Origin of the sequence: Rhizobium cerradonense, from assembly GCF_030182455.1 — a bacterium.
GTDB lineage: Bacteria > Pseudomonadota > Alphaproteobacteria > Rhizobiales > Rhizobiaceae > Rhizobium.
Genome location: NZ_JAQJCK010000003.1, coordinates 96,988 through 119,228, shown reverse-complemented (window position 1 = coordinate 119,228; position 22,241 = coordinate 96,988). Strand labels below are relative to the sequence as shown.

The 22,241-nt window shown below is 60.1% G+C and carries 27 protein-coding genes; 14 read left to right on the top strand and 13 right to left on the bottom strand.

Annotated features, from left to right (window positions below):
* Nucleotides 1-113 precede the first annotated feature (113 nt).
* Nucleotides 114-413 (top strand): cupin domain-containing protein, encoded by a 300-nt coding sequence (locus PH547_RS08155; protein WP_104822279.1) that lies wholly within the window; start codon nt 114-116, stop codon nt 411-413.
* Nucleotides 410-1,318 carry an MBL fold metallo-hydrolase gene (locus tag PH547_RS08150; RefSeq protein WP_104822278.1) on the top strand — a complete coding sequence of 303 codons (909 nt, stop codon included), beginning with the start codon at nt 410-412 and terminating at the stop codon, nt 1,316-1,318. Before PH547_RS08155 ends, PH547_RS08150 begins: the two co-directional genes overlap by 4 nt.
* Nucleotides 1,319-1,324: 6 nt before the next feature.
* Here the strand turns inward: PH547_RS08150 and PH547_RS08145 are convergent, their stop codons facing one another.
* Nucleotides 1,325-2,257, bottom strand: a complete 933-nt coding sequence (locus tag PH547_RS08145) for a DUF1499 domain-containing protein (RefSeq protein ID WP_104825012.1) — start codon at nt 2,255-2,257, stop codon at nt 1,325-1,327.
* 242 nt (nt 2,258-2,499) lie between these two features.
* Here PH547_RS08145 and PH547_RS08140 point away from each other — a divergent pair, with 242 nt between their 5' ends.
* Together PH547_RS08140 and PH547_RS08135 are read left to right on the top strand one after the other, a co-directional pair.
* Nucleotides 2,500-2,916, top strand: coding sequence for a hypothetical protein (locus PH547_RS08140; protein WP_199773523.1), 417 nt, complete (start codon nt 2,500-2,502; stop codon nt 2,914-2,916).
* A 122-nt stretch (nt 2,917-3,038) separates the two neighbouring features.
* Entirely contained in the window at nt 3,039-3,305 is a 267-nt protein-coding gene (locus PH547_RS08135) for a hypothetical protein (RefSeq protein WP_104822276.1), read from the top strand.
* Nucleotides 3,306-3,332: 27 nt separating this feature from the next.
* On the opposite strand, the gene ppdK is transcribed toward PH547_RS08135, so the two are convergent.
* The gene (ppdK, locus tag PH547_RS08130) at nt 3,333-5,999 is read right to left on the bottom strand and encodes a pyruvate, phosphate dikinase (RefSeq protein WP_285167973.1); all 2,667 of its coding nucleotides are present in this window, start codon (nt 5,997-5,999) and stop codon (nt 3,333-3,335) included.
* A gap of 246 nt (nt 6,000-6,245) precedes the next feature.
* Between ppdK and PH547_RS08125 the strand changes: the two genes are divergently transcribed.
* The gene (locus PH547_RS08125) at nt 6,246-6,470 is read left to right on the top strand and encodes a type II toxin-antitoxin system RelE/ParE family toxin (RefSeq protein ID WP_285167972.1); all 225 of its coding nucleotides are present in this window, start codon (nt 6,246-6,248) and stop codon (nt 6,468-6,470) included.
* Nucleotides 6,471-6,479: 9 nt separating this feature from the next.
* A complete protein-coding gene (locus PH547_RS08120; protein WP_285167971.1) occupies nt 6,480-6,812 on the top strand; it encodes a HigA family addiction module antitoxin in 333 nt (110 codons plus the stop codon).
* 17 nt (nt 6,813-6,829) lie between these two features.
* On the opposite strand, the gene PH547_RS08115 is transcribed toward PH547_RS08120, so the two are convergent.
* The 7 genes from PH547_RS08115 to PH547_RS08085 form a co-directional block, all read right to left on the bottom strand.
* Entirely contained in the window at nt 6,830-8,152 is a 1,323-nt protein-coding gene (locus PH547_RS08115; RefSeq protein WP_283049499.1) for a hemolysin family protein, read from the bottom strand.
* A 142-nt stretch (nt 8,153-8,294) separates the two neighbouring features.
* Nucleotides 8,295-11,756: a chromosome segregation SMC family protein gene (locus PH547_RS08110; RefSeq protein WP_285168204.1), complete on the bottom strand. Its 3,462-nt coding sequence runs from the start codon at nt 11,754-11,756 to the stop codon at nt 8,295-8,297.
* A 117-nt stretch (nt 11,757-11,873) separates the two neighbouring features.
* Nucleotides 11,874-12,611: a DsbA family protein gene (locus PH547_RS08105; RefSeq protein WP_104822271.1), complete on the bottom strand. Its 738-nt coding sequence runs from the start codon at nt 12,609-12,611 to the stop codon at nt 11,874-11,876.
* A 277-nt stretch (nt 12,612-12,888) separates the two neighbouring features.
* Nucleotides 12,889-13,071, bottom strand: a complete 183-nt coding sequence (locus PH547_RS08100; RefSeq protein WP_311319437.1) for a type II toxin-antitoxin system RelE family toxin — start codon at nt 13,069-13,071, stop codon at nt 12,889-12,891.
* Nucleotides 13,055-13,279, bottom strand: a complete 225-nt coding sequence (relB, locus tag PH547_RS08095; protein WP_104825010.1) for a type II toxin-antitoxin system RelB family antitoxin — start codon at nt 13,277-13,279, stop codon at nt 13,055-13,057. The genes PH547_RS08100 and relB overlap by 17 nt, the downstream gene beginning before the upstream one ends.
* A 22-nt stretch (nt 13,280-13,301) precedes the next feature.
* Nucleotides 13,302-13,820 (bottom strand): DUF721 domain-containing protein, encoded by a 519-nt coding sequence (locus PH547_RS08090; protein WP_285167969.1) that lies wholly within the window; start codon nt 13,818-13,820, stop codon nt 13,302-13,304.
* 57 nt (nt 13,821-13,877) lie between these two features.
* Nucleotides 13,878-14,330, bottom strand: coding sequence for a hypothetical protein (locus PH547_RS08085; RefSeq protein WP_104822270.1), 453 nt, complete (start codon nt 14,328-14,330; stop codon nt 13,878-13,880).
* Nucleotides 14,331-14,441: 111 nt separating this feature from the next.
* On the opposite strand from PH547_RS08085, the gene mutY reads away from it, so the two are divergent.
* From mutY to PH547_RS08070, 3 genes are read left to right on the top strand one after another with little or no spacing between them, the layout of a single operon-like run.
* Nucleotides 14,442-15,557: an A/G-specific adenine glycosylase gene (gene mutY, locus PH547_RS08080; protein ID WP_285167968.1), complete on the top strand. Its 1,116-nt coding sequence runs from the start codon at nt 14,442-14,444 to the stop codon at nt 15,555-15,557.
* Entirely contained in the window at nt 15,554-16,168 is a 615-nt protein-coding gene (locus PH547_RS08075) for an HAD family hydrolase (protein WP_285167966.1), read from the top strand. Before mutY ends, PH547_RS08075 begins: the two co-directional genes overlap by 4 nt.
* Nucleotides 16,169-16,172: 4 nt before the next feature.
* The gene (locus PH547_RS08070) at nt 16,173-16,538 is read left to right on the top strand and encodes a nuclear transport factor 2 family protein (protein ID WP_285167965.1); all 366 of its coding nucleotides are present in this window, start codon (nt 16,173-16,175) and stop codon (nt 16,536-16,538) included.
* A 172-nt stretch (nt 16,539-16,710) separates the two neighbouring features.
* Here PH547_RS08070 and PH547_RS08065 read toward each other — a convergent pair whose 3' ends face one another.
* Entirely contained in the window at nt 16,711-17,841 is a 1,131-nt protein-coding gene (locus PH547_RS08065) for a site-specific DNA-methyltransferase (RefSeq protein WP_285167964.1), read from the bottom strand.
* 144 nt (nt 17,842-17,985) lie between these two features.
* Here PH547_RS08065 and PH547_RS08060 point away from each other — a divergent pair, with 144 nt between their 5' ends.
* Both PH547_RS08060 and PH547_RS08055 read left to right on the top strand, forming a co-directional pair.
* Nucleotides 17,986-18,282 carry a nucleotidyltransferase family protein gene (locus tag PH547_RS08060; RefSeq protein WP_104822265.1) on the top strand — a complete coding sequence of 99 codons (297 nt, stop codon included), beginning with the start codon at nt 17,986-17,988 and terminating at the stop codon, nt 18,280-18,282.
* Nucleotides 18,283-18,350: 68 nt separating this feature from the next.
* Nucleotides 18,351-18,629, top strand: a complete 279-nt coding sequence (locus PH547_RS08055; RefSeq protein ID WP_260303403.1) for a HepT-like ribonuclease domain-containing protein — start codon at nt 18,351-18,353, stop codon at nt 18,627-18,629.
* On the opposite strand, the gene PH547_RS08050 is transcribed toward PH547_RS08055, so the two are convergent.
* Both PH547_RS08050 and PH547_RS08045 read right to left on the bottom strand, forming a co-directional pair.
* Nucleotides 18,582-18,974 (bottom strand): antibiotic biosynthesis monooxygenase family protein, encoded by a 393-nt coding sequence (locus PH547_RS08050; protein WP_104822263.1) that lies wholly within the window; start codon nt 18,972-18,974, stop codon nt 18,582-18,584. The two genes, PH547_RS08055 and PH547_RS08050, sit on opposite strands and share 48 nt — an antisense overlap.
* On the bottom strand, nt 18,971-19,300 hold the full coding sequence (locus PH547_RS08045; RefSeq protein WP_104822262.1) for an NIPSNAP family protein: 330 nt from the start codon (nt 19,298-19,300) through the stop codon (nt 18,971-18,973). The genes PH547_RS08050 and PH547_RS08045 overlap by 4 nt, the downstream gene beginning before the upstream one ends.
* A gap of 71 nt (nt 19,301-19,371) precedes the next feature.
* On the opposite strand from PH547_RS08045, the gene PH547_RS08040 reads away from it, so the two are divergent.
* A complete protein-coding gene (locus tag PH547_RS08040; RefSeq protein ID WP_104822261.1) occupies nt 19,372-20,094 on the top strand; it encodes an ArsR/SmtB family transcription factor in 723 nt (240 codons plus the stop codon).
* A 64-nt stretch (nt 20,095-20,158) separates the two neighbouring features.
* Here PH547_RS08040 and PH547_RS08035 read toward each other — a convergent pair whose 3' ends face one another.
* A complete protein-coding gene (locus PH547_RS08035; protein WP_104822260.1) occupies nt 20,159-20,827 on the bottom strand; it encodes a GntR family transcriptional regulator in 669 nt (222 codons plus the stop codon).
* Nucleotides 20,828-20,924: 97 nt separating this feature from the next.
* Between PH547_RS08035 and PH547_RS08030 the strand changes: the two genes are divergently transcribed.
* Both PH547_RS08030 and PH547_RS08025 read left to right on the top strand, forming a co-directional pair.
* The gene (locus PH547_RS08030) at nt 20,925-21,359 is read left to right on the top strand and encodes a MarR family winged helix-turn-helix transcriptional regulator (protein ID WP_158704418.1); all 435 of its coding nucleotides are present in this window, start codon (nt 20,925-20,927) and stop codon (nt 21,357-21,359) included.
* A gap of 183 nt (nt 21,360-21,542) precedes the next feature.
* Complete coding sequence (locus tag PH547_RS08025) at nt 21,543-22,235, top strand: HAD family hydrolase (protein ID WP_104822258.1); 693 nt, start codon at nt 21,543-21,545, stop codon at nt 22,233-22,235.
* Nucleotides 22,236-22,241 lie beyond the last annotated feature (6 nt).

Genomic DNA, 22,241 nt, shown 5'->3' with positions numbered 1-22,241 from the left:
CAAAGGTCGCTTCCGGTCACAATCACTAAGTTATGCCTGAACGCATATTTCTGTGTGCTTTCGGCAGGGCTATGATAGGGCTTGCTGTTCCAAAATCCACTTTAGGAGATCTGATGAGCCAGTTTCGCGCCCGCCCTCCGGCCGTCCCGTCGGTGTTAGTCGACGACGCCGTGGTGCGCATTATCCGCTGGGATTTCGAGCCGGGCGCCGATACCGGCCATCATGTCCATGGCCTCGGCTATGTCGTGGTGCCGATGACGGATTGCCAGTTTCTGATCGAGGAAGGGGCCGAAAGCCGCCGTGTCGATCTTGCCAAGGGCGCGGCCTACCGGCGTGACGCCGGCGTCGAGCATAATGTGGTCAATGCTGGGTCCGAACCGATGTCCTTCATTGAAATTGAATACAAGAGATGAGCGTTCCCGAATTCGATCTTGCCTTTGAGCCAGCCTATGGCCGCGCGGTGCCCATTGCGCCCGGCGTGGAGCGGATGACGGTCAACAATCCCAGCGCTTTCACCTTTCACGGCACCAACAGCTATATCGTCGGCGGCTCGTCCGTGGCGGTGATCGACCCCGGCCCGGAGAATGACGCGCATTTCGCGGCCCTGATGGCGGCGCTGAAGGGGCGCGAGGTGACGCATATTTTCGTCAGCCATACCCACCGCGACCACTCGCCGCTTGCCAAGCGGCTGAAAGAGGCGACGGGCGCGTTGACGGTTGGCGAAGGGCCGCACCGCGCCGCGCGGCCGCTGCATGAGGGCGAGGTCAATCCCTTCGCCGAAAGCTCGGATACGGATTTTCGGCCGGATATTGCGCTTGGCGACGGCGAAAGCGTCTCCGGAGACGGCTGGGAATTGACCGCATTGCTGACGCCCGGCCATACGGCCAATCACGCCTGCTTTGCGCTGGAAGGCAGCGGCATTGTCTTTTCCGCCGATCATGTCATGGCCTGGGCGACGACGATCGTCGCGCCGCCGGATGGTTCCATGGCCGATTACATGGCGTCGCTCGACCGGCTGCTTGCCCGCGACGACCGCCTCTTCTTTCCCGGCCATGGTGGGTCGGTGAAGGAACCCGCCTCCTTCATGCGCGGTCTCAGGACCCATCGGCGCATGCGCGAACGCGCCGTATTGGAGCGGATCAGGGCCGGCGACCGCCTGATCCCCGACATGGTGAAGGCCATTTATCGCGAAACCGACCCACGCCTGCATGGCGCGGCTGCACTCTCGGTGCTGGCGCATCTGGAGGATCTCGTCGGCAAAGGTCAGGTCGAAACGGACGGGCCGCCGGCGCTGTTCGGGACCTATAGGCTGGCCTGAGCGGCTTCAGCTTCCGGCAATGCCCAGGAGTTCAGCGTCCAGCGCCTTCAGATAGCTTTCGGCTATGTTGGCGCTGATGCCGAGATCGTCCTGGCCATAGCGCGAGGCAACGCGCACATCGACCAGCGTCGTCTCCGCCTCTTCACGCAGGCGGATCAGCACATCGAAATTCAGGCCGAGAATGCGGGTGCGGGTCTCGCCCTGCAGGACGACGTCGGAATTCTGGCGGATCAGATCGGCCACGCTGTCGCGATAAGGCCGCGGCGTCGGCACGGGGACGACATCGGGCATGTCGGTGACGGCGCTGTCGTCCGGTGTCTGGCTCTGGTTCTGCCGGCGTGCAGGGCGCTTCGGCTTTTCATGGCTGTTCGGATCGACAACATCGGCGCCTTCGGCCTTGACGATGGTGATATGATTGTCCTTCGCGACCTTGCGCACAGCCTCGAGCACGCGGTCGGCAGCGCCTTCGTAGCGACGCCCGGTCAGCACCGGATAGGCGGCATATTGGGCCTCGCGGTCCTGCGGCGTCACAAAATGCCTCGGCGGCAGCCAGATCTGCTTGGCCTGCGGCGGCGCCAGCCATTCCGGCGCATCGACGAGATCGGTAGAGACATCGTAGATTGCTGGCCGTGTCCAATAACGCTCCACGCCGATGCCGACGATCGCCAGCGGCAGAGCGGCGTAGATCAGCGCCTTAAAAGCCGAAACGCCCCCGATGGCAGCAAACCGCCAGAGCTGCGTCAGGCCGATGATGGCAAGCAGCACCGCCAGCCCGGCAAAGCCGGCGGAAATCAGCAGCAGCAGGACGAAATAGGGCGTTTCCAGCGGCCCGAATCGATGGCCAACCAAAATCACCCCGCACAGCACCAGCGCAAAGGACGCAATCAGGCGCGAGGCGCGCGCGGCATGCGAAACGGGACGGTCGAAGCGAATGGTCATGAAGAACTCGTCGGCACGTCGGATCGGAAGGCGGATGCTACCCAATTCCGAAGGTCGACCTCATGTTTAGAACAAGAAATGGCGAAAATAAATCGGATGTCGGAACGCATGATTAACGCGCGACCGTAAGCCGGCTGCCCGGACCGTCGGCCCAAAATGTGAGTACTTGCTTAAATTCTGAAAAAGAGCCATGCTTTTCGGGGTTTACTTAGGCCATGAAAGGACTTGAGGAGATGGAAACGATGCAATCGCCGGACATCGCCGCCAAGCCGTTGCCTGCGGCGGCCGGCACGGTCGCCAATGCTGCCGATCCTACCCTGCCGCTCGAACTTGTGGAGCTGGAATTATCGCTCGAAGGTTTTTCCGGTGGCGAAGCGGCCTTTTGCGAAGCCGTGCGCGATGCGGCCCGGGCTGCACATGGCGAATTCCTCTTCGATCTCCCCGCCACGGGATTGATATCGGATTGCCGCCGGATTGCGGTCCTGCGGATTCCCGAGGATAGCGAGGCCATGCGCGTCATCTTCGCAGTGCTCGACGAAGACGATGCGGAAATCCGCCTGCTGCAGCCGGATGAGGAAACCGAACCCCTGCTCCGCTTCGCCGATGCCTTCGTCGATCTGCTGCAACGCCTGCCGCAAAGGCCGCGTGACGACGCTTGAACGACTCACACCCTGGCATGCCATTCAACCGTTCGTGATGAGCGGGCAGCAATACGACTTTCGCACCCCACTGAGGGAGACTATAGTTCCCGCGTGCATATTTGTGCCGAGGATATCGAGTCATGCGTATTTTTCCCGCACTTTCCCTCATCGTCATCGCTACGGTGCTGTCGGCCTGTCAGACGGCAGAGGAGATTCGCGCGGCCGATGAAGCGAGATGCAGCAGCTACGGCTTCCGCCGCGGCACCGAGAATTTCGCCAATTGCCTGATGAATCAGGATCTGAGCCGGCGCGCGGATCAGCGTGCTTTCATGGAAAGCAATGATGATTTCTTCTGGGGGCCGTCCATCGTGGTCGGACCGGGATATTATCATCGCCGTTGGCATTGATCGTTTCGCCTCTCCCGTGACGAAAGCTCAAGCCTTGCCTCTGATGGCCGCCTGCGCCGCCGCAAGCCTTGCGATCGGCACGCGGAAGGGCGAGCAGGACACGTAATCCAGCCCGATTTCCTCGCAAAAGTGGATCGAAGCCGGATCGCCGCCATGTTCGCCGCAGATGCCGAGCTTCATATCGTTGCGCGTGCGACGGCCGCGCTCGGCAGCGATGCGAATCAGTTCTCCCACGCCGTCGAAATCGAGTGAGATGAAGGGATCATGCTCTATGATCCCCTTGCGCTGATAGGTGGGGATGAAGGCGGCGGCATCGTCGCGCGACATGCCGAAGGTGGTCTGCGTGAGGTCATTCGTGCCAAACGAGAAGAATTCGGCCGCTTCCGCGATGATGTGCGCGCGGAGGGCCGCGCGCGGCAGCTCGATCATCGTGCCAACGAGATAATCGATCTTCATCTTGGCTTCCGTCATGACCGCGCGGGCCACCTCTTCGATACGTGCCTTGACGTAATCGAGCTCCGAGCGCAGGCCGACCAGCGGCACCATGATCTCCGGCACGACCGCGGCACCCGTTTCCTTTGCGGCAGAGACCGCCGCCTCGAAGATGGCGCGGGCCTGCATCTCGACGATTTCAGGATAGGAAATCGCCAGGCGGCAACCGCGATGGCCGAGCATCGGATTGAACTCATGCAGCGCATCGACGCGCTGGCGCAATATGGCCGGCTCCATGCCCATGATGCCGGCGACCTCCGCGATCTCCTCGTCCGTCTTCGGCAGGAACTCGTGCAATGGCGGGTCCAGCAGGCGGATGGTCACCGGCAAGCCGTGCATGATGGTGAACATGCCGGTGAAATCGAGCCGCTGCATCGGCAAGAGCTTGGCGAGCGCGGCGCGGCGGCCCTCCTCGCCTTCCGCAAGGATCATCTCGCGCATGACATGGATGCGGTCGCCCTCGAAGAACATGTGTTCGGTGCGGCAAAGGCCGATGCCTTCGGCACCGAAGGAACGAGCGGCGCGGGCGTCCGCCGGTGTGTCCGCATTTGTGCGCACCGTCATGCGGCGCGAGCGGTCGGCCCACTCCATGATACGCCCGAAATCGCCTGACAGTTCCGGCTGGATCATCGCCACCTCGCCCTTCAGCACCTGACCGGTGGAACCATCGATGGTGACAATGTCGCCCTTTTTCAGGGTGACGCCGATGCCGATCAGCTTTTCGTTGCGCATGTCGATGCGCATGGTGCCGGCGCCGACCACGCAGGGAATGCCCATGCCACGGGCAACCACCGCCGCGTGGCTGGTCATGCCGCCGCGCGTGGTGAGAATCCCCTCGGCGGCATGCATGCCGTGAATATCCTCCGGGCTGGTCTCGATGCGCACGAGAATGACCTTGCGGCCCTCCTCTTCTGCGACAATCGCCTCCTCGGCGGTGAAGACAACCTCGCCGGTCGCGGCCCCCGGCGAAGCCGGCAAGCCGGAGCCGATGATCTCCCGATGCACGCGCGGATCGATCGTTGGGTGAAGGAGCTGATCAAGGGTCGAGGGCTCGATGCGCGAAACGGCCTCATCCTCGGTGATCAGACCTTCGTCGACCATATCGACAGCGACCTTCATTGCGGCCTTGGTGGTGCGCTTGCCGGCGCGGGTCTGCAGCATCCAGAGCTTGCCGCGCTCAATGGTGAATTCCAGATCCTGCATGTCACGGTAATGCGCTTCGAGCTCGGCGCAGATGCGACGGAATTCGGCAAAGGCTTCCGGCATCAGCTTTTCCATCGACGGCCGGTCGTAGCCGGAGGCGATACGGGCCGCCTCGGTGATGCTCTGCGGGGTGCGAATACCGGCAACGACATCCTCGCCCTGCGCATTGACCAGGAATTCGCCGTAGAGCTCCTTTTCACCCGTCGAGGGATTGCGGGTGAAGGCAACACCAGTGGCGGAGGAATTGCCGAGATTGCCGAAGACCATGGCCTGGATATTGACCGCCGTGCCCCAAGCTTCGGGGATATTATGCAAATGACGATAGGTGATCGCACGCGGGTTCATCCAACTGGAAAACACCGCGCCGACGGCACCCCAGAGCTGCACCTCGGGCTCCTGCGGGAAAGCCTCGTCCAGTTCCTCTTCTATGACGGCCTTATAAAGCGAGACAACATGCTGCCACTCTACGGCAGAAAGATCGGTATCGAACTCATGGCCGAGGCGAGCCTTCTCATCCTCCAGGATTTCCTCGAAAATCTCGTTGTCGAGACCCATGACGACATCGGCATACATCTGGATGAAGCGCCGATAGCTGTCCCAGGCGAAGCGGGCGTCGCCGGCATCATGGCCGAGCGCCTGCACCGTGTCGTCGTTGAGGCCGAGATTGAGGACGGTATCCATCATGCCAGGCATGGAGGCGCGACCGCCGGAGCGCACGGAAACGAGCAGCGGGCGAACGGTATCGCCGAACTTGCGCCCGGTGATCGCCTCCATCTGCTTCAGCCCCTGCATCACCTGCAGCTTCAGGTCTTCCGGAACGTTGCGGCCGTTTTTGTAATAGAAAGCGCAGACTTCGCTGATGATCGTCAAGCCGGGGGGAACCGGCAGGCCAAGGCTGCACATTTCGGCAAGATTGGCGCCCTTCCCCCCGAGCCGCTCATAGTCCTTGGCGCGCCCCTCGGCCTTCCCGTCGCCGAATGTATAAACCCACTTCGTCATTTTCCCCCGTCCAACTCCTAAGGTTGAACTTAATTCATTGAGGTGGAAATGAAAATCGACAAATGCGGCGAAATGTTGCGTTGCACAATAAATATAAAATCGCAGTGTTAAAAATCGTGTCCACTATAGCAGGCGTGTAAAGCGTCACTTGACGCATGACGCATGCCCAACTAGTTAGAATCATGAAGATCAGAAACGTGATTCATAAGGGGACGCAGGTTCATCGAAGAGGATGATGCCTCCGGCTTGCAGCCGGCCTTCGTGCCAAAACTACGGCGAATTATTTCCTTCCTCCAGGATATGGAACAAGAGGAGGAATTGCGGACGGTGCCGAGTTGGAAAGCCCATCTACTCACCGGCGACCGCAAAGGCACTTGGAGCCTCTTTGTCACGAAAAACTGGCGACTGACGTTTCGGATAGACCGGACAGAAATTGAGATCATCGACCTCGATTATGAAGATTATCACTAGGAGATGGCCATGAACGCTTTACAGGGCATCCGTATGAAAAACCCAGCCCATCCGGGCGGGTTCGTCAAAAGCGAGATCATTGAAGCTCTTGAGCTTTCCGTCACCGACGCAGCCAAGGCGCTAGGCGTTACGCGCCCGGCCTTGTCCGCGCTTCTCAATGAACGAGCCCACCTATCGCCAGAAATGGCTCTCAGAATCGAGAAGGCATTTGGCGTGTCTATGGATACGCTGATGCGGATGCAGAATAGCTACGACATTGCTCAAGCCCGGAAACGGGAGGGAGAAATCAAGGTGGCACCGTTCAAAGGCAAGCCAAATGATCCGCCATCGACCGCAACCTAAGGACCGCCAACCGGCGACTAAGCTCCCGCCTCCCGCCGCGCCAGAATCTTGTCGATCCGCATGCCGTCCAAATCGACGATTTCGAAGAGCCAGCCGTCGAATGTAAAGCTCTCGCCGACCTCGGGGATATGACCGAGTTGGTAGAGCGCGAAGCCCGCGAAGGTGTGGAAATTGTCTTCGGAACGCTCGCGCAGGCCGAGCCGCTGGAAAGCGTCATAGGCCGGCATCATGCCTTCGATCAGCAAGGAGCCGTCGGCCCGCTCGACGATATCCGGTCCTTCGTTCTCCATATCCGGCAAGTCGCCGGCGATGGCCTCCAGCAGGTCGGTCTGTGTGACGATGCCTTCCAGGCTGCCATATTCATCGATGACCATGGCGAGACGGACAGGCGCGCGTTTGAAGCTCTCGAGAACCTTGAAAACGGCAGTTGCTTCATGAACGATAAGAGGCTGCCGCATAACCGCTATCGGATCGAGCGATTGGCCGTTGAGGAGTTGGTCGAGAAGATCCTTCTTCAGGATCATGCCGATCGGTTCGTCGATCGTCCCGCGACCGACGAGAAGTTGGTCGAAACGGCTTTCGCGAATAGCCTTCAGCATCTCCTCTGGCGAGTCCTCGGCATCGATCCAATCGACCTCCAACCTCGGCGTCATGATATCGGAGACATCGCGGTCGCCGATGTTGAAGACGCGTTCGACCAATTCCTGCTGCGCCTGTTCCAACAGGCCTGCTTCCTGGCTTTCGGCGACCAGCATCTTGATTTCCGCAGGCGAATGCAGCGAGCCTTCACCGGCGCCCGGCCGCAGGCCAAAGAGGCGCAAAACCATATTGCCGAGACCGTTCAGCACGAGGATCGCCGGGCGGAGCAAGAACAGAAACAGGCCCAGCGGCCGCACCACGCCGAGGGCGGTGCCTTCGCTGCGCTGCAATGCCAGGCTCTTCGGCGCAAGTTCGCCAAGGACGATGTGCAGGGCCGTAATGATGATGAAGGAAATCACGACAGCCACGGCATGCGATCCGGCAGCGGCCCAGGAGCCAGGCAGAAAATCGAGAAGCGGCTCCAGGAGATGGGCAAGCGCCGGTTCTCCCACCCAGCCAAGAGCAAGCGAAGATATGGTGATGCCGAGCTGAGTAGCCGCGAGATTGGCGTCGAGATTGTCGACTGCCCTTTGCAAGGCGGTCGCGTTCATCCGCCCCTCGGAAACTAGTTCGGCCACGCGACTGCGCCGAACGGAGACAAGCGAAAATTCGGCCGCAACGAAGAAACCATTCGCAGCGACGAGCAGCAATACGGCGAGTATTCCGAGGAAATCGAAAATACCGCCATCAAATCCAGACATACTTCCCTTCCGGGCGGATTAGCGCCACGTATTATTGATCGAGAACAAATCTAACACGCTTTTTGGCTGTGCGGCAGCCGAGGCGGCAATTTCTTGTCGATATGGGAATAGCTTTTCCTTTTTCCAATCGGAAAGAGGCGCCTCAAGCTATTTCCCGCAGTTGCTCCGCGGTCTGCAGGTCGACGGAAACAAGCTGTGAGACACCCTGTTCGGCCATGGTCACGCCGAAGAGGCGGTCCATGCGGGCCATGGTGATGGGATTGTGGGTGATGACCACGAAACGCGTCTCGGTCGAGGCCGCCATCTCGTCCATGAGATTGCAATAGCGCTCGACATTATGGTCGTCGAGCGGCGCGTCCACCTCGTCCAGCACGCAGATGGGGGCCGGATTGGTGAGAAAGACGGCAAAGATCAGCGCCATCGCCGTCAGCGCCTGCTCGCCGCCGGAAAGCAGCGTCATGGTCTGCGGCTTCTTACCCGGCGGACGAGCGAGAATTTCGAGGCCCGCCTCCAGCGGATCGTCGGATTCGATCAGTTGCAACTCGGCCGTGCCGCCGCCGAAGAGATGGGTAAACAGCCGCTGGAACTGCACATTGACAACGTCGAAAGCAGCGATCAGCCGCTCGCGGCCTTCGCGGTTGAGGCTCTGGATCGCACCGCGCAGCTTGCGGATGGCGTCGATGACATCATCACGCTCCTTGATCAAGGCCCGCAGCCGTTCTGTCAGTTCCCTGCTTTCCTCCTCGGCGCGCAGGTTGACGGCACCAAGGCGCTCGCGCTCGATCTTAAGCCGCTCCAGCTCGCGCTCGACCTCGCGCAAATCGGGAATATTCTGCCCCGCCGACAGGCCGGCAAGCCGCAGCACCTCATGCAGTTCGACATTCAGCGTCTGGCGGATGCGCAACTCGCTTTCCTGGCGGCGCTCGCGGGCGGAAACCAGGCGCTCCTCGATACGGCCACGCTTTTCACGGCTTTCCGCCAATTCCGACAGTGCCGTGGCGGCCTGACGATCGGCCTCGCGCTGAACGATTTCCGCCTCGACCAGGCGGTCGGCCGCGGTGCGGCGCGCCTCCTCCGCCTTCTGCAATTCATTCATCAGCGCGCGGCGCTTGTCATCAAATTCATCCGGGGCAAGGTCCAGCTCGGCAGCTTCATCGCGCGCCTCTTCCTCACGGTCGCGCAGGGTCTGGATATGCTCTTCGGCGCTGGCGGCGCGCTGGCGCCAACCGTCACGCTCCTGGCGAATCGCCAGGATGCGGCGCTGCCGGGCCTCATTTTCCCGATTCAGCCCTTCGTAACGGGCACGCGCTTCGGCAAGCGCGCCGCGATCCGTGGCGACCTCCGCCTGCTGGTCGCGCAGCTTCAAGTCGATGTCCGCCAGATCGGGCGCATCCTCTAGTTCGATACGGGCATTTTCATCTCGCACCGCCACCTCTTCCATCTGCGCCTGCAGATGGCTGGCAGCTTCCGTGATGACATCGCGACGGCGGATCAGATCGCCGGAGGCGCGCTCGGCCATCGCCAATGCTTCGCGAGCTTCCGCAAGGTGGCGGGCAGCGAGCCGGCTGGTATCACGCGCAACGACAAGACGGGATTCCTCGGCCCGGATCGCGTCGCCGGCAATCGCCAAACGCTCCTCAGCCTCAGCCAGGATATCGCGCGCCACCTCGGCTTCGGCCTCAAGCTCCGCAAGACGATTCTTCTGTGCCAGCCGCAGAGCCGCCGCGCTGGGAGCGTCTGCCCCGGTCACATGCCCGTCCCAACGAAATACGGCGCCGTCCTTCGTCACCAGCCGCTGGCCTGGCTTCAATGCCGGCATGAGGCGCATAGCGTCTGCGGCAGTGACAAGGCCGATCTGGCGCAAGCGTCGCGTCAATGCCGCCGGTGCGCCCACATACGAAATCAGTGGCACGACACCGTCCGGCAGGGCAGGATCGGCCGCGCCGCTGCCATTGTCGGACCAGTGGGCGGGCGCTTGCGGATCCAGCGGCGATTCCAGATCGTCGCCAAGAGCTGCGCCGAGCGCGGTCTCGAAGCCACGGTCGACGCGCAGCTCTTCCGCAACGGGTGCAAATGCGCCCGAGGTGGCTCCCGCCGCGAGCATATTGGAGATCGTGCGCGCTTCCGTTTCCAAGGCATTCAGCCGCGAACGGGCTTCATCGACCGGCGCGCGCGATAAAGCCTCCGTCTCGCGAGCCTTGGAGAGGGCCGCCTCAACGAACTGGATCGCCACCTCGGTGTCGGCGACGACATTTTCAGCGGCTTCGACCACGTCGCGCTTTTCGCCAGGATCCGGCAGGGCGGCTATCTTTTCATCGATCGCAGCGAGCTCCCCGTTGGCCTCATCCATCTGCCGTTCCAGCCGCATCTTCCGGTCGGCAAGATCGCGGATGGCGCGCTCGAGCTGATTGCGGGCGGCGGCGGCCTCGGCGCGCTCGGCAGTCAGCCCGGTAAAGATACGCTCGCTATCGGCCAGCTTCGCGGCAGCCTCCTCGAAAGCCTCGCGCGTTTCCTCGGCAAGCCGGCCGGAATCGGCGAGAATATCGGCGATATCGGCCTCCTCCGCATCGAGCTTTGCCAGGATTTGGGCATTATCGGCAACGAGGCGCTCTTCACGGCTGATGTCTTCGGCCAGTTGTGCCAGCCGCCGGGTCAGCTCGTCTCGACGCCGCAGAATGCGGTTGGCATCCTCTTCAAGCTGGGTGCGAGCAATTTGCAGACGCTGCAATGCGGCGGCGGCTTTTGCCTCTTCTTCGCGCAGGTCCGGCAGCTTGAAGCTGGCAATGCCCTGCGCCTTCGCCGCCTCCATTTGTATCTGCGCCTTTTCAGCGACCAGAACGGTTGCCTGCTTGAGCGCGTTGTCGGCCTCCGCTTCCGCCTCCTTCGCCTGCACCCAATGGATATGCAGGAGCATCGCCTCGCGGGCGCGGATGTCGGCGGACAACATCTTGAACCGGTTGGCCTGCCGCGCCTGGCGCTTCAGGCTCTCGATCTGGCTCTCAAGCTGCGAGGTCACGTCGTCGAGACGCTCGAGGTTGCCTTCGGCGGCGCGCAGACGAAGCTCCGCCTCATGCCGGCGCGAATGCAGGCCGGAAATGCCGGCGGCCTCTTCAAGAAGCTGGCGCCGGGCCTGTGGCTTGGCCTGGATCAACTCGCCAATGCGCCCCTGCCCAACCATCGACGGCGAACGCGCGCCGGTCGAGGCATCGGCGAATAGCAGTTGTACATCCTTGGCACGGGCTTCCTTGCCGTTGATGCGATAAAGCGAGCCCTGCTCGCGCTCGATGCGGCGGGTGACCTGGATTTCGTCGCTGTCGTTAAAGGCGGCCGGCGCCGTGCGGTCGCTATTGTCGAGATAGAGGCCGACTTCCGCGGTATTGCGCGCGGGACGATTGCCGGAACCGGAGAAAATGACGTCGTCCATGCCGGAAGCGCGCATGTTCTTGTAGGAGTTCTCGCCCATCACCCAGCGCAGCGCTTCGACCAGGTTGGACTTGCCGCAACCGTTCGGGCCGACGACGCCGGTCAAGCCGCGTTCGATGACGAATTCCGCCGGCTCCACGAAGGATTTGAAGCCGACGAGACGAAGCCTGTTGAACTTCATAAGCGCCACTCCCCCTCTCCGCGACAGCGGGGGAAGGAAGAAACCCCATCAGAAGTGAGGCACAAAAAAACGGGCGCGCGGGTTTCCCCGCCGCCCGCCGTTTCGAAAAGGCACGGATCAGAGAAGGCTATCGATGAGCTTCGACATGGCACCAACCGACATGTCCCCTGCATAACGCTTGCCGTTGATCAAGAAGGTCGGCGTAGCATTGACGCCGAAGTCTTTGGCTGCGCGTTCCCTAACTGAGTTGACATCATCCAGAAGCTTCTGGTTCGTCAAGCATTTCGTAAAGCTATCCTCAGTAAAACCGGCAAGTTTCGACATTTGCAGCAGCGCGGCACGGCCATCGACATCCGGTGAAGCCCAGGCGATTTGCTGTTTGAACAGCATATCGACCATCGGCAAGTACTGTTCCTGCGGCGCGCAACGGGCCAGCATGAAGGCGGCGGCAGCGCGCGGATCGAAGGGGAATTCGCGGATGATGAAGCGAACCTTGCCGGTGTCGACGTATTTCTGCTTGATCGCGTCGAAGGTGGTAACGGCGAAATGCGCGCAGTGCGGGCAGGTCAGCGACATGTATTCGACGATCTTGACCGGCGCGTCTTCCTTGCCGAGTGCGATTTCCGGCAAGGGGCCGGGCTTCAGCACCTCGTTCATGTCGACATTGCCTTCCGACGACGGGACTTCATCCTCCGGCGAGGCAGCGGTGTTGGTGGTCTCCTGCGCACCACCGACCGTGGTGGCGTTTGCGGCGGATGCGGTGTCGGCAAAGGCAGCGAACGCCATAGAGAGGGCCGCAACGGCGGTGCCGCCCAGCAGGTGGCGTTTGGTCAAGAGCATGTCGGACATCGGCATATAGTCACCCGTCGTTTAAGAGGTCTTTGAATGGTTCACTGCGATATAACGGCTAGTTGCTGCGAACAAGGCACGGTTGACCAACTTTCTTCAAAGAATTGTGACCTACCGAAGACAAAGAGGTTAAATTATCGTCAGAATTCGCAGGGATGGGCAGACGGCCGTGAAGATGAGCCACTATGCGGCACTATCTTCGATAAATCTCACGGCGATTTCCGATTCGAACAATCAGAATTCGTATAGCGCTATCTTCGATATGCGCGATTACCCGGCAGTCTCAGACCCGATATTTCCAAAAGTCACCAAGATCAGAACCTTTCAAGGCCTCGCCGATGGAGCGCGGATTGTCCAGCTTGGAAACACGCTCATGGAGAAATTTAAGAATGCGTCGCGAAGTCTCATGTCCGAGCTTTTCGAGTTCGCGCTCCGCAGATCGCTGAAACTCAATCGTCCACGCCATAGCGCGCCATTAACTCAGCCAAAGAAACAGTATCGCTCTCGCCCCGGCGAAACTCTTCCAGGCGTTTCTCCGCAAGATAGATATCCTCAAGATCGTCCAGGTGCTCGAGGATTGCCTCACGAGCATAAAAGCTTTTGCTGCGCCCGGTGCGCTTGGCAAGCGCATCGAGCCTTGCTTCAATTTCCGGCGGAAGCCGCAGGGCCAACATCATCTTATCTCCCAAAATAGAGCTATCTTTTACCCCGCTTCCAAACCATCGCGGTGCCCAATCTCTGAATTGCCGCACGCAGTTTGTCGTCCTCGATCCCGTCCATCATGTCTTCCAGCTTTCGCGCCGCCTCGCCCTTTAGCGGCGGGGGAGTGCGGGAGCGTTTTGAAGTGATGGAAACAGGCTTTTGGACGATGCGGATCTGGCTGACGGCATGGAAGCCGAAGAAGCCGTTGATGCGCTGGATCAGTTCGCCCTGCGCATGGGTCAGGAACAGGGCGCGGGCGCCCTCGCAGGCGACGGTCAGCACGCCGGGCTGGTAACCGCCGTCCTCGCCCGAACCGCCGCGTTTGGCCCAGGCAATCTTTTCCGGCCGCGTGCATTCGGCAAAATCCTCGCCTGCGATCTCGTCCCAGGAGCCAAGCAGCGCCGTGTTGATGCCAGCGCGCTTGGCCAAGACGGGATCGACGATGCCGTTGGTCAGCTCGGAAATCTGCTTTTCGCCACGACGCGGCATTTTTAACAGGCGATATTCGCTCATTTTGAGGCTATAGTTCGCTCCCCAGCGTCTCAACGAAGCATTGGCGCAGCAGGAATGTCAAAGAGAACCGCCTTTTCTGTTCTGTAAAAGAGCGTGAAATGATCTCCACTCCTGCACTGCATTGTTACGCATCAGCCCCGCTACAACAAGACCAAGAAGGAAAAACCCCAGAGCCAATAGCTGTAGAGGGAACACATCCTTCTGACCGGTATGCCAGGCAGCAACGAGCAATACGACCGAGGAAGCGGCATATACGCATACCGCCATCATGAGGAAGAAAAACACACCAAACGCATGATAAATCAACTGCGAACGACGAGAGCGCTTCGTTCGTTGCGGCTGAAATTCCTGCTTGAGATAGACGGTAAGAAATTTGAATGGCTGCGTGTGCAACAACTTCCACATCGCGTAGTAGACAAGCGACAAGAAAAGAATTTCCGCTGCGCAGATATTCAGAAGCCCCAGGTTGGGACTCGCATTCAGTAGACGATCGAAAAGCTCGATAAGCATGATGAATTCTCCTTGATGGCTGACTTCTAGGCAGCCCAATATTTTCCGACTTCCGTTTCCAGCATAGTTGCGTCTAGAGAGTTGGATGTAATCGCTTGATCGAAGGAAATTATGGACCTTTCATCGCAAATATCCTCCCTGTCTGGAAAGCTGCTTGCCTGGTACGACCGCCATCACCGCGACCTGCCCTGGCGCGTCTCGCCGCCGATGGCAGCGCGCGGCATCCGGCCCGATCCCTATCATATCTGGCTCTCCGAGGTAATGTTGCAGCAGACCACCGTGCCGGCGGTCAAAGCCTATTTCGCCAAATTCCTGGAGCGCTGGCCGACGGTTGATGATCTTGCGGCGGCGCCCACCGACGATGTCATGGCCGCCTGGGCCGGGCTCGGCTATTACGCCCGCGCCCGCAACCTGAAGAAATGCGCGGAGGCTGTGGCGGCGGAACATGACGGTCGGTTTCCCGACACCGAGGACGGGCTGCGGGCCTTGCCCGGAATCGGCGACTATACCGCAGCGGCGGTCGCGGCCATTGCATTCAACCGGCAGGCGGCTGTCATGGACGGCAATGTCGAGCGGGTTATCTCCAGGCTATATGCCATCGCCACGCCATTGCCGGCCGCGAAACCATTGATGAAGCAGAAGGTGGCATTGCTGACGCCAGCCGATCGTCCCGGCGATTTCGCGCAGGCGATGATGGATCTGGGGGCGACGATCTGCACGCCGAAACGGCCGGCCTGTTCGCTCTGTCCCTTCAACAATGCCTGCGAGGCATTGCGGCTGCATGATCCCGAACATTTTCCGGTCAAAGCGGCAAAGAAGGAAAAGCCGATGCGCCAGGGTGCCGCTTTTGTGGCGGTGAATGACGATGGTGAAATTTACCTGCGCCGGCGCATCGCCAGCGGCCTGCTCGGCGGCATGACCGAAGTGCCGACCACCGGCTGGACAGCACGGCTTGACGGCGAGACCAGTGCTGCGGCCGCCCCCTTCCCGGCCGACTGGCAGGCGGCGGGGAGCGTGACGCATGTCTTTACTCACTTCAAACTGCGGCTATCGATCTATCGCGCTCAAGTGGCATCGAACACTACCCACAATGACGGATGGTGGGAGCCGGTTACAAATCTTGAAGCCCAGGCGCTGCCCACCGTCATGAAAAAAGCGATCATTCAGGCTATTCCACGCGCATTCACAAAGACCAAGACATTCGAAAAGGCAGGACATAATTCATGACGACGGAAATCCGGCACATTGTCTTCGACATCGGCAAAGTGCTTCTTCACTATGATCCGAGCATTCCTTATGGCCGCCTCATCCCCGATGAAGCAGAGCGAACCTGGTTCTTCGCCAATGTCTGCACAAATGAATGGAACATCGAGCAGGATCGCGGCCGGACGTGGGAAGAAGCCGAAGCGCTGCTGATCGCCGACCATCCCGAGCGCGAGGAACAGATCCGTGCCTTCCGCAAATATTGGCACGATATGGTGCCGCATGCCTATGACGATAGCGTCGCCATCATGGAGAAGCTGATTGCCGAGGGCCGTGACGTCACCATGCTGACCAACTTTGCCTCCGATACGTTTCGTGAAGCGCAGACGCGCTTCGATTTCCTCTCCAAGCCGCGCGGCGTCACCGTGTCCGGCGACATCGGCCTGATCAAGCCGGACGTTGCTATCTATGAGGCGCATGTGAAGAGTTTCGAGCTCGATCCGGCCTCGACCATCTTCATCGACGATTCGCTTGCCAACGTCGAAGGTGCAAAGGCTGCGGGTTGGAATGCAGTCCATTTCACCGGCGCCGAGAAGCTGCGCAGCGATCTCGCCGCCTACGGCATCCAGGTTTGAGCCCATGATTTTCGATCCGGCAGAACGCATCACCCTCTTTCATGACGCGATCAACAGGCTCGATTTCGAAGCAATCGAGGATTTCTTCGCGGAGAACGCCACCTATGTCTCGAACGGCGTCGGCAGCCTCGCAGGTCGCGAGGCAATCATGGAGGCCTTCCGCGGCTATTTCGATACCTATCCGGATCAAACCGCAGTCAATTCATTGGTGGAAACGCTGACGCCGCTTTCCGGCCGGAGTGTCTGGTCCGTCCGGGCAACGAACAGCAAGACCGGTAAGCCGCTGATCCGCGAGGGCGAAGAGACGATCACCTTCGACGAAGACGGACGCGTCGTCCGGGTCGAAGTGACGGACTATCAGGAATTCTAAGCCGTCAGGCAAAAAAATGGCGCCCAGGATTCGAGAATCCTGGGCGTCTCGCCTTCCTCCCTAACTGGAGGTACTCGACGGAAGAAGGCGGATATGCGGATCCGGCCGCGGCACCATCCCGATAGTCGGGAAAGGCTTTCGGGTAAAATTATGCCGCTGAAAATAGTTGGAATTATTCCACCTTGGCCAGATCATTGCGGACGATCGAACGCAGCTCGTCGATCGGGCGCAGGGAATGCCCATCGTCGAAGTGCCAGAACGTCCATCCGTTGCATGCATCAAGGCCCTGGACTTTCGCACCGAGGCGATGAATGGAGCCCGCTTCGCCGCCGGAGGCGACCGTGCCATCGGCGCGCACGATGGCACTGTAGCGACGCCTCGCATCCGTCAGCACCTGGCCGGGCTTGATGAGGCCACTTTCGATCAAAACGTTGAAGGCAACGCGAACTTCAGCCTTCTTGCCTGTCATGACGGTCAGTTCCGCCTTACCGAGCGGCTCGACGGCGGCGATGCGGGCGCTGGCCGCATCGATGTAATCCTGCTCGCGTTCGATGCCGACGAAATGACGGCCGAGACGCTTGGCGACGGCACCGGTGGTGCCAGAGCCGAAGAAGGGGTCGAGGATGATGTCGCCGGGCTTGGACGATGCCATGATGACACGGGCAAGCAGGGCTTCCGGCTTCTGCGTCGGATGCGCCTTCTTGCCGTCCTGATCCTTCAACCGCTCGCCGCCGCTGCAGATCGGGAACAGCCAATCGGAGCGCATCTGCACATCGTCATTGGCTGCCTTCATGGCGTCGTAGTTGAAGGTGTAGCCCTTGGCCTTGGCGTTCGGGCTCGCCCAGATCATCGTTTCATGGGCGTTCTGGAAACGACGTCCCTTGAAATTCGGCATCGGATTGGTCTTGCGCCAAACGATGTCGTTGAGGATCCAGAAGTTCAGATCCTGCATCGTAGCGCCGACACGGAAGATATTGTGATAGGAGCCGATGACCCAGATGGTGCCCGTCGGCTTCAGCACGCGACGGCAGGCGAGAAGCCAGGCGCGGGTAAAGGCATCATAAGCCTCGAAGGAGGCAAACTGGTCCCATTCGTCGTCAACGGCGTCGACAAGCGATTGATCGGGGCGGTGCAGCGTACCGCCGAGCTGCAAATTGTAAGGCGGGTCCGCGAAGATGACGTCGACGGAATGGGTGGGCAGTGCTTCAAGAGCGGCTACGCAATCGCCCTTGATGATCGTGTCGACCCAAGAGCCCGGCGTTGCGGAAGTCCTGAGGTCGGCAAGCGGGAAAACTGACGCCATGTGATACTCGCTGTTACACTTACTCGATACGATTAACTGAGTGTTATGGTTACCTAAGTTGGTTACCAAAGGCTAAAGCGGCGGGCGATTTGAGAAATTATTCGCGGCATAGAAAAATAACAGCGAATGCGATAGAACATTCTCATGGATCGAAACGAAACGATAACGCGGCTTAAAAACAACGCGGACGCCATCCGGGCGCTCGGTGCAACGTCGCTTTACCTTTTCGGCTCTGTTTCCCGGAATGAGGCGCAACCATCGAGTGATGTGGATATTTTTGTCGACTATGACCCGGCTAGTCGTTTCAATGCTTTCGATCTGATCAGTATCAAGTTCTTGCTCGAAGAAGATCTTCATGCGCCTGTCGACATTACGACCAGAGATGGGCTACATCCCCGCCTGAGACCGGCGATCGAACGCTCGGCGACGCGGGTATTTTGATGCCGCGGGAATTTAGACACGCGCTCGAGGACATACGCGCAGAACTCCGCGGTATCAGCAAAGCCGCCATGGGAAAAACACTGGACGACTACCGTAGCGATTGGCTGTTTCAACACGCCGTCCAGCGCGCCATAGAAATCATTTCGGAGGCAAGTCGGGCCATGCCCGACGATATCAAAGCTCTGAGGCCGGAGATTCCGTGGCAACAAGTCAAGACCATAGGAAACATATTGCGTCATCAATATCATGGCCTATCCGACCAGATCATCTGGGGCGTGGTCGTCGACGAGCTACCGGCCCTAGAAATTGCTATTGATGCCCTTTGCCTGCGGTTCGGTGTTGATTAGCTCGTCATGCACCGCGCGGCTATCCGCCGGTGCCTCTTCCCTCTCATTCATTCCGTAATCACGCACCACATGGGCTATGCGCAGCCGATAGTCGGCAAATATCACCCCTCGCCCGGCCTTTTGCGCCGCCCGGTGCGTTTCACGATTGCGCCATTCCTTGACCGCCGCCTCATCGCGCCAGAAGGAAAGCGAGAGAAGCTTACCGCGTTGTGTCAGGCTCTCGAAGCGTTCGATGGAGATGAAACCGTCGATCGTTTCGAGTTCTGCGCGCAGCTTGCCGGCAAGATCAAGATAGTGATGACGCTCGCCGAGATAGGGAATGACTTCGAAAATGACGGCGATCATGGCGTCACCTTTGGGCCGTGCGGTAGAGACACGTTTTTCAGGAAGATGCGATCTTCCCTGATGATGAAGCGTTCGTGGCGGGAGAAATCGTAATTCGCCTTGCCGAGCGGATCGGCTGCGAGGCGGGCGCGATAGGCTTCATAGGCAGCCAGGCTCTCGACATTGTAGACACCATAAGCGGTCGTCGCCGAGCCCTCGTGCGGGGCAAAATAGCCAATGAGGTCCGCGCCGTTGCGTGGGATGACCTGGCCCCAGGCCCTGGCATATTCGGCAAAGGCGTCCTTTTTGAAGGGATCGATCTCATAGCGGATGAAACAGGTGATCATGGTTGTCTCCTTTGGTGATGGAGATGTTGTCGCACATTGCGCGACGTCTATGCTTCGGTTACGATCGAAGTATGAAGGAAGGTCCTGACATCGCGCAGATAGGTGCGCTCATTGGCGATCCGGCGCGGGCGAATATGCTGACCGCGCTGATGGGCGGCCGTGCCCTGACTGCAACGGAGTTGGCGGCGGCCGGCGGTATCACGCTGCAGACGGCGAGCACGCATCTGTCGAAGCTCGAAGCAGGCGGGTTGCTCGCGCAACGCAAACAAGGCCGGCACCGCTATTTCGCGCTGGCCGATGACGGCGTCGGCAAGCTGCTCGAAAGTATCATGGGCTTCGCCGCTACGCGAGGGCACCTGCGCCACCGCCCCGGTCCGAAAGAGCCGGCCCTTCGCAAGGCACGCATCTGCTACGACCATCTCGCCGGTGATTACGGTGTGCGCATGCTCGACAGCCTGATTGCGGCCGGTGCGATCTCGGCTCTCGATGACGGCTTGAGCCTGACGGAGCGCGGCGAAAAGCATCTCACCTCGATCGGCATTGATGTGAATGGGCTGCGCTCGACGCGGCGCCCGCTCTGCCGCTCCTGCCTCGATTGGAGCGAACGCCGGGCGCACCTCGCCGGCAGCCTCGGCAAGGCGCTGCTTTCCAACTTCTTCGACAAGGGCTGGGCGCGGCGATCGGAAAACAGCCGCTCGATCCTGTTTACATCAGAAGGCGAACGCCGGTTTCTGGCGCTTTTTCCCATCGACGCGGATGCGACGAACCAAGAACGCGACGGTGTCGACGCCTGAGTGTTGAGACGTCGCTCCAATGAAGGGCGCAACATCATCGGCGCCAGAACATCCAAACTATGATTTACCCAACGATCGCAAAAGCTTCGCGCGTCGAACCCGAGGGCGTCCGTACGGGGGATCGGCCGATCCACTGCACATGTTTCTGCAGGATAGACGCAGCCTCCTCCGTCCGCCCCTGGCGCAGGGCCGCAAGGATGGCGCGATGGTCGTGGTCTGTGCGTTTTTCCCAGCCCGATTGCCAGGCGGAGAAGAGGAAGCGAGCGCTGGCGGCATGCAGATCGTCGATCGATGCGAGCAGCCGCGGCATGCCGCAGGGCGCGAGGATCAGGCGGTGGAAGCGGCGGTTCGCCTCCTCCCAGGCGCGGACATCGGCAGCCGCATCCCCTTCCCGCGTCGCCTCTTCGGCGGCATCGAGAATTGCCGGCGTCAGGTGCTGCGCGGCATGCTTCAGCGCCAGCCCCTCGAGGGCAGCCCGCATTTCCGCGACTTCGCGAACTTCCTTGAGATCGAAGGAGGCGACGCGGACACCACGGCGGGGCACGTTGATCGCCAGGCCTTGAGCCTCCAGCCGCCGGAATGCCTCGCGCACCGGCACATGGCTGGCACCGAACTCCTCGGCAATATGATCCTGCCGCAACCGCGCATCGGGTGCGATCTCGCCGCGGATGATGCGGTCGGCAAGCACCCGGCTGATACGGCTGGCAATCGTGTCGTCGCGCTCTTTGGCCATGGCCGATCCTTAAAGATGACGATCGGCCTTGTCGAGCCATCCTGATCAAGCGCGGTGACAACTTGACTTGGTGCATATGCACAAGCATAGTAAGTTCATGCAAACCGAAGACGATCTTGGTCCCCTTGCGTGCCATTGCCTGGCGACTCGGCAACTGGCGAGGCACGTCTCGAAACTTTACGAGCGCCATATGGCGCCAACCGGCATAACCAGCACTCAGTTTTCACTCCTGAATTTCCTCCGCCAGAATGAGCGGATGACCATGAACGAACTGGCGGCAGCAATGCTAATGGACCGCACGACCCTGCTGCGGGCCGTAAAGCCGCTGCAACAACAGGGGCTGATCATCAGCGCGCCCGAAACGGAAGGGAGCCGTCGGCTGCTGTTGGAGCTATCGCCGGCCGGGGAAAGCAAGATTGCAGAGGCGGAGCCCTGCTGGCGGGCGGCTCAAGAGGAATATGAGTCGCAGGTTGGCCAACTGCACGCAAAAAGCCTGCGCAGCGACTTTTTCAACATGACCCACCACGGTTGACACATTAAGTCAGGCCCGAACCTTTCCGCCAGTGCATTACTGCCATGTCTGCTCATTGGTTGAGCTTTGCCGGAGCATCGTGTAAAGCCGCACGATCCATTTCAGAGCAGGCCCCAAAAAGTGCGAAGCGGTTTTGCACAAGGCCATGCCAATCCAGAGCCCCTTCAAAGGCAGTGTATTCTCATGAGCAATGGCTTCGATCTCATCATCTTCGACTGCGACGGCGTTCTGGTCGATTCGGAAATCATCGCAGCGGATGTTGAATCCAAGCTCCTGACGGAAGCGGGTTACCCGATCAGCGCCGAAGAAATGGGCGAGCGTTTTTCCGGCATGACCTGGCAGAACATTCTGTTCGAAGTCGAGCGTGAGGCGAGCATTCCGCTCTCGGCTTCGCTGCTCGACAAGTCCGAGAAGCTACTCGACTTGCGGCTCGCCAATGACGTCAAGGCTATCCCGGGCGTTCCTTTTGCCCTGTCGCGCCTGCCAATGCCGCGTTGCATCTGCTCGAATTCCAGCTCCGCGCGGATCGACATGATGCTTTCCAAGGTCGGCTACAAGGAGCTGTTTGCGCCGCACATCTATTCCGCCAAGGATCTCGGTGCCGATCGCGTCAAGCCGAAGCCGGATATTTTCCTGCACGGTGCCAAGCAGATGAACGTTCCGCCGGCCAACGTCATCGTCGTCGAAGACTCGGTCCATGGCGTCCAAGCAGCGCGTGCCGCCGGCATGCGCGTCATCGGCTTCACCGGCGCTTCGCACACCTACCCTTCGCATGCCGACCGGCTGACGGATGCGGGTGCGGAAACAGTCATCGCCCGGATGATGGATCTGCCCGGCGTGGTCATGGCGCTGGCGGAGTGGGAAGGGGTTTTGTGAGGCAAT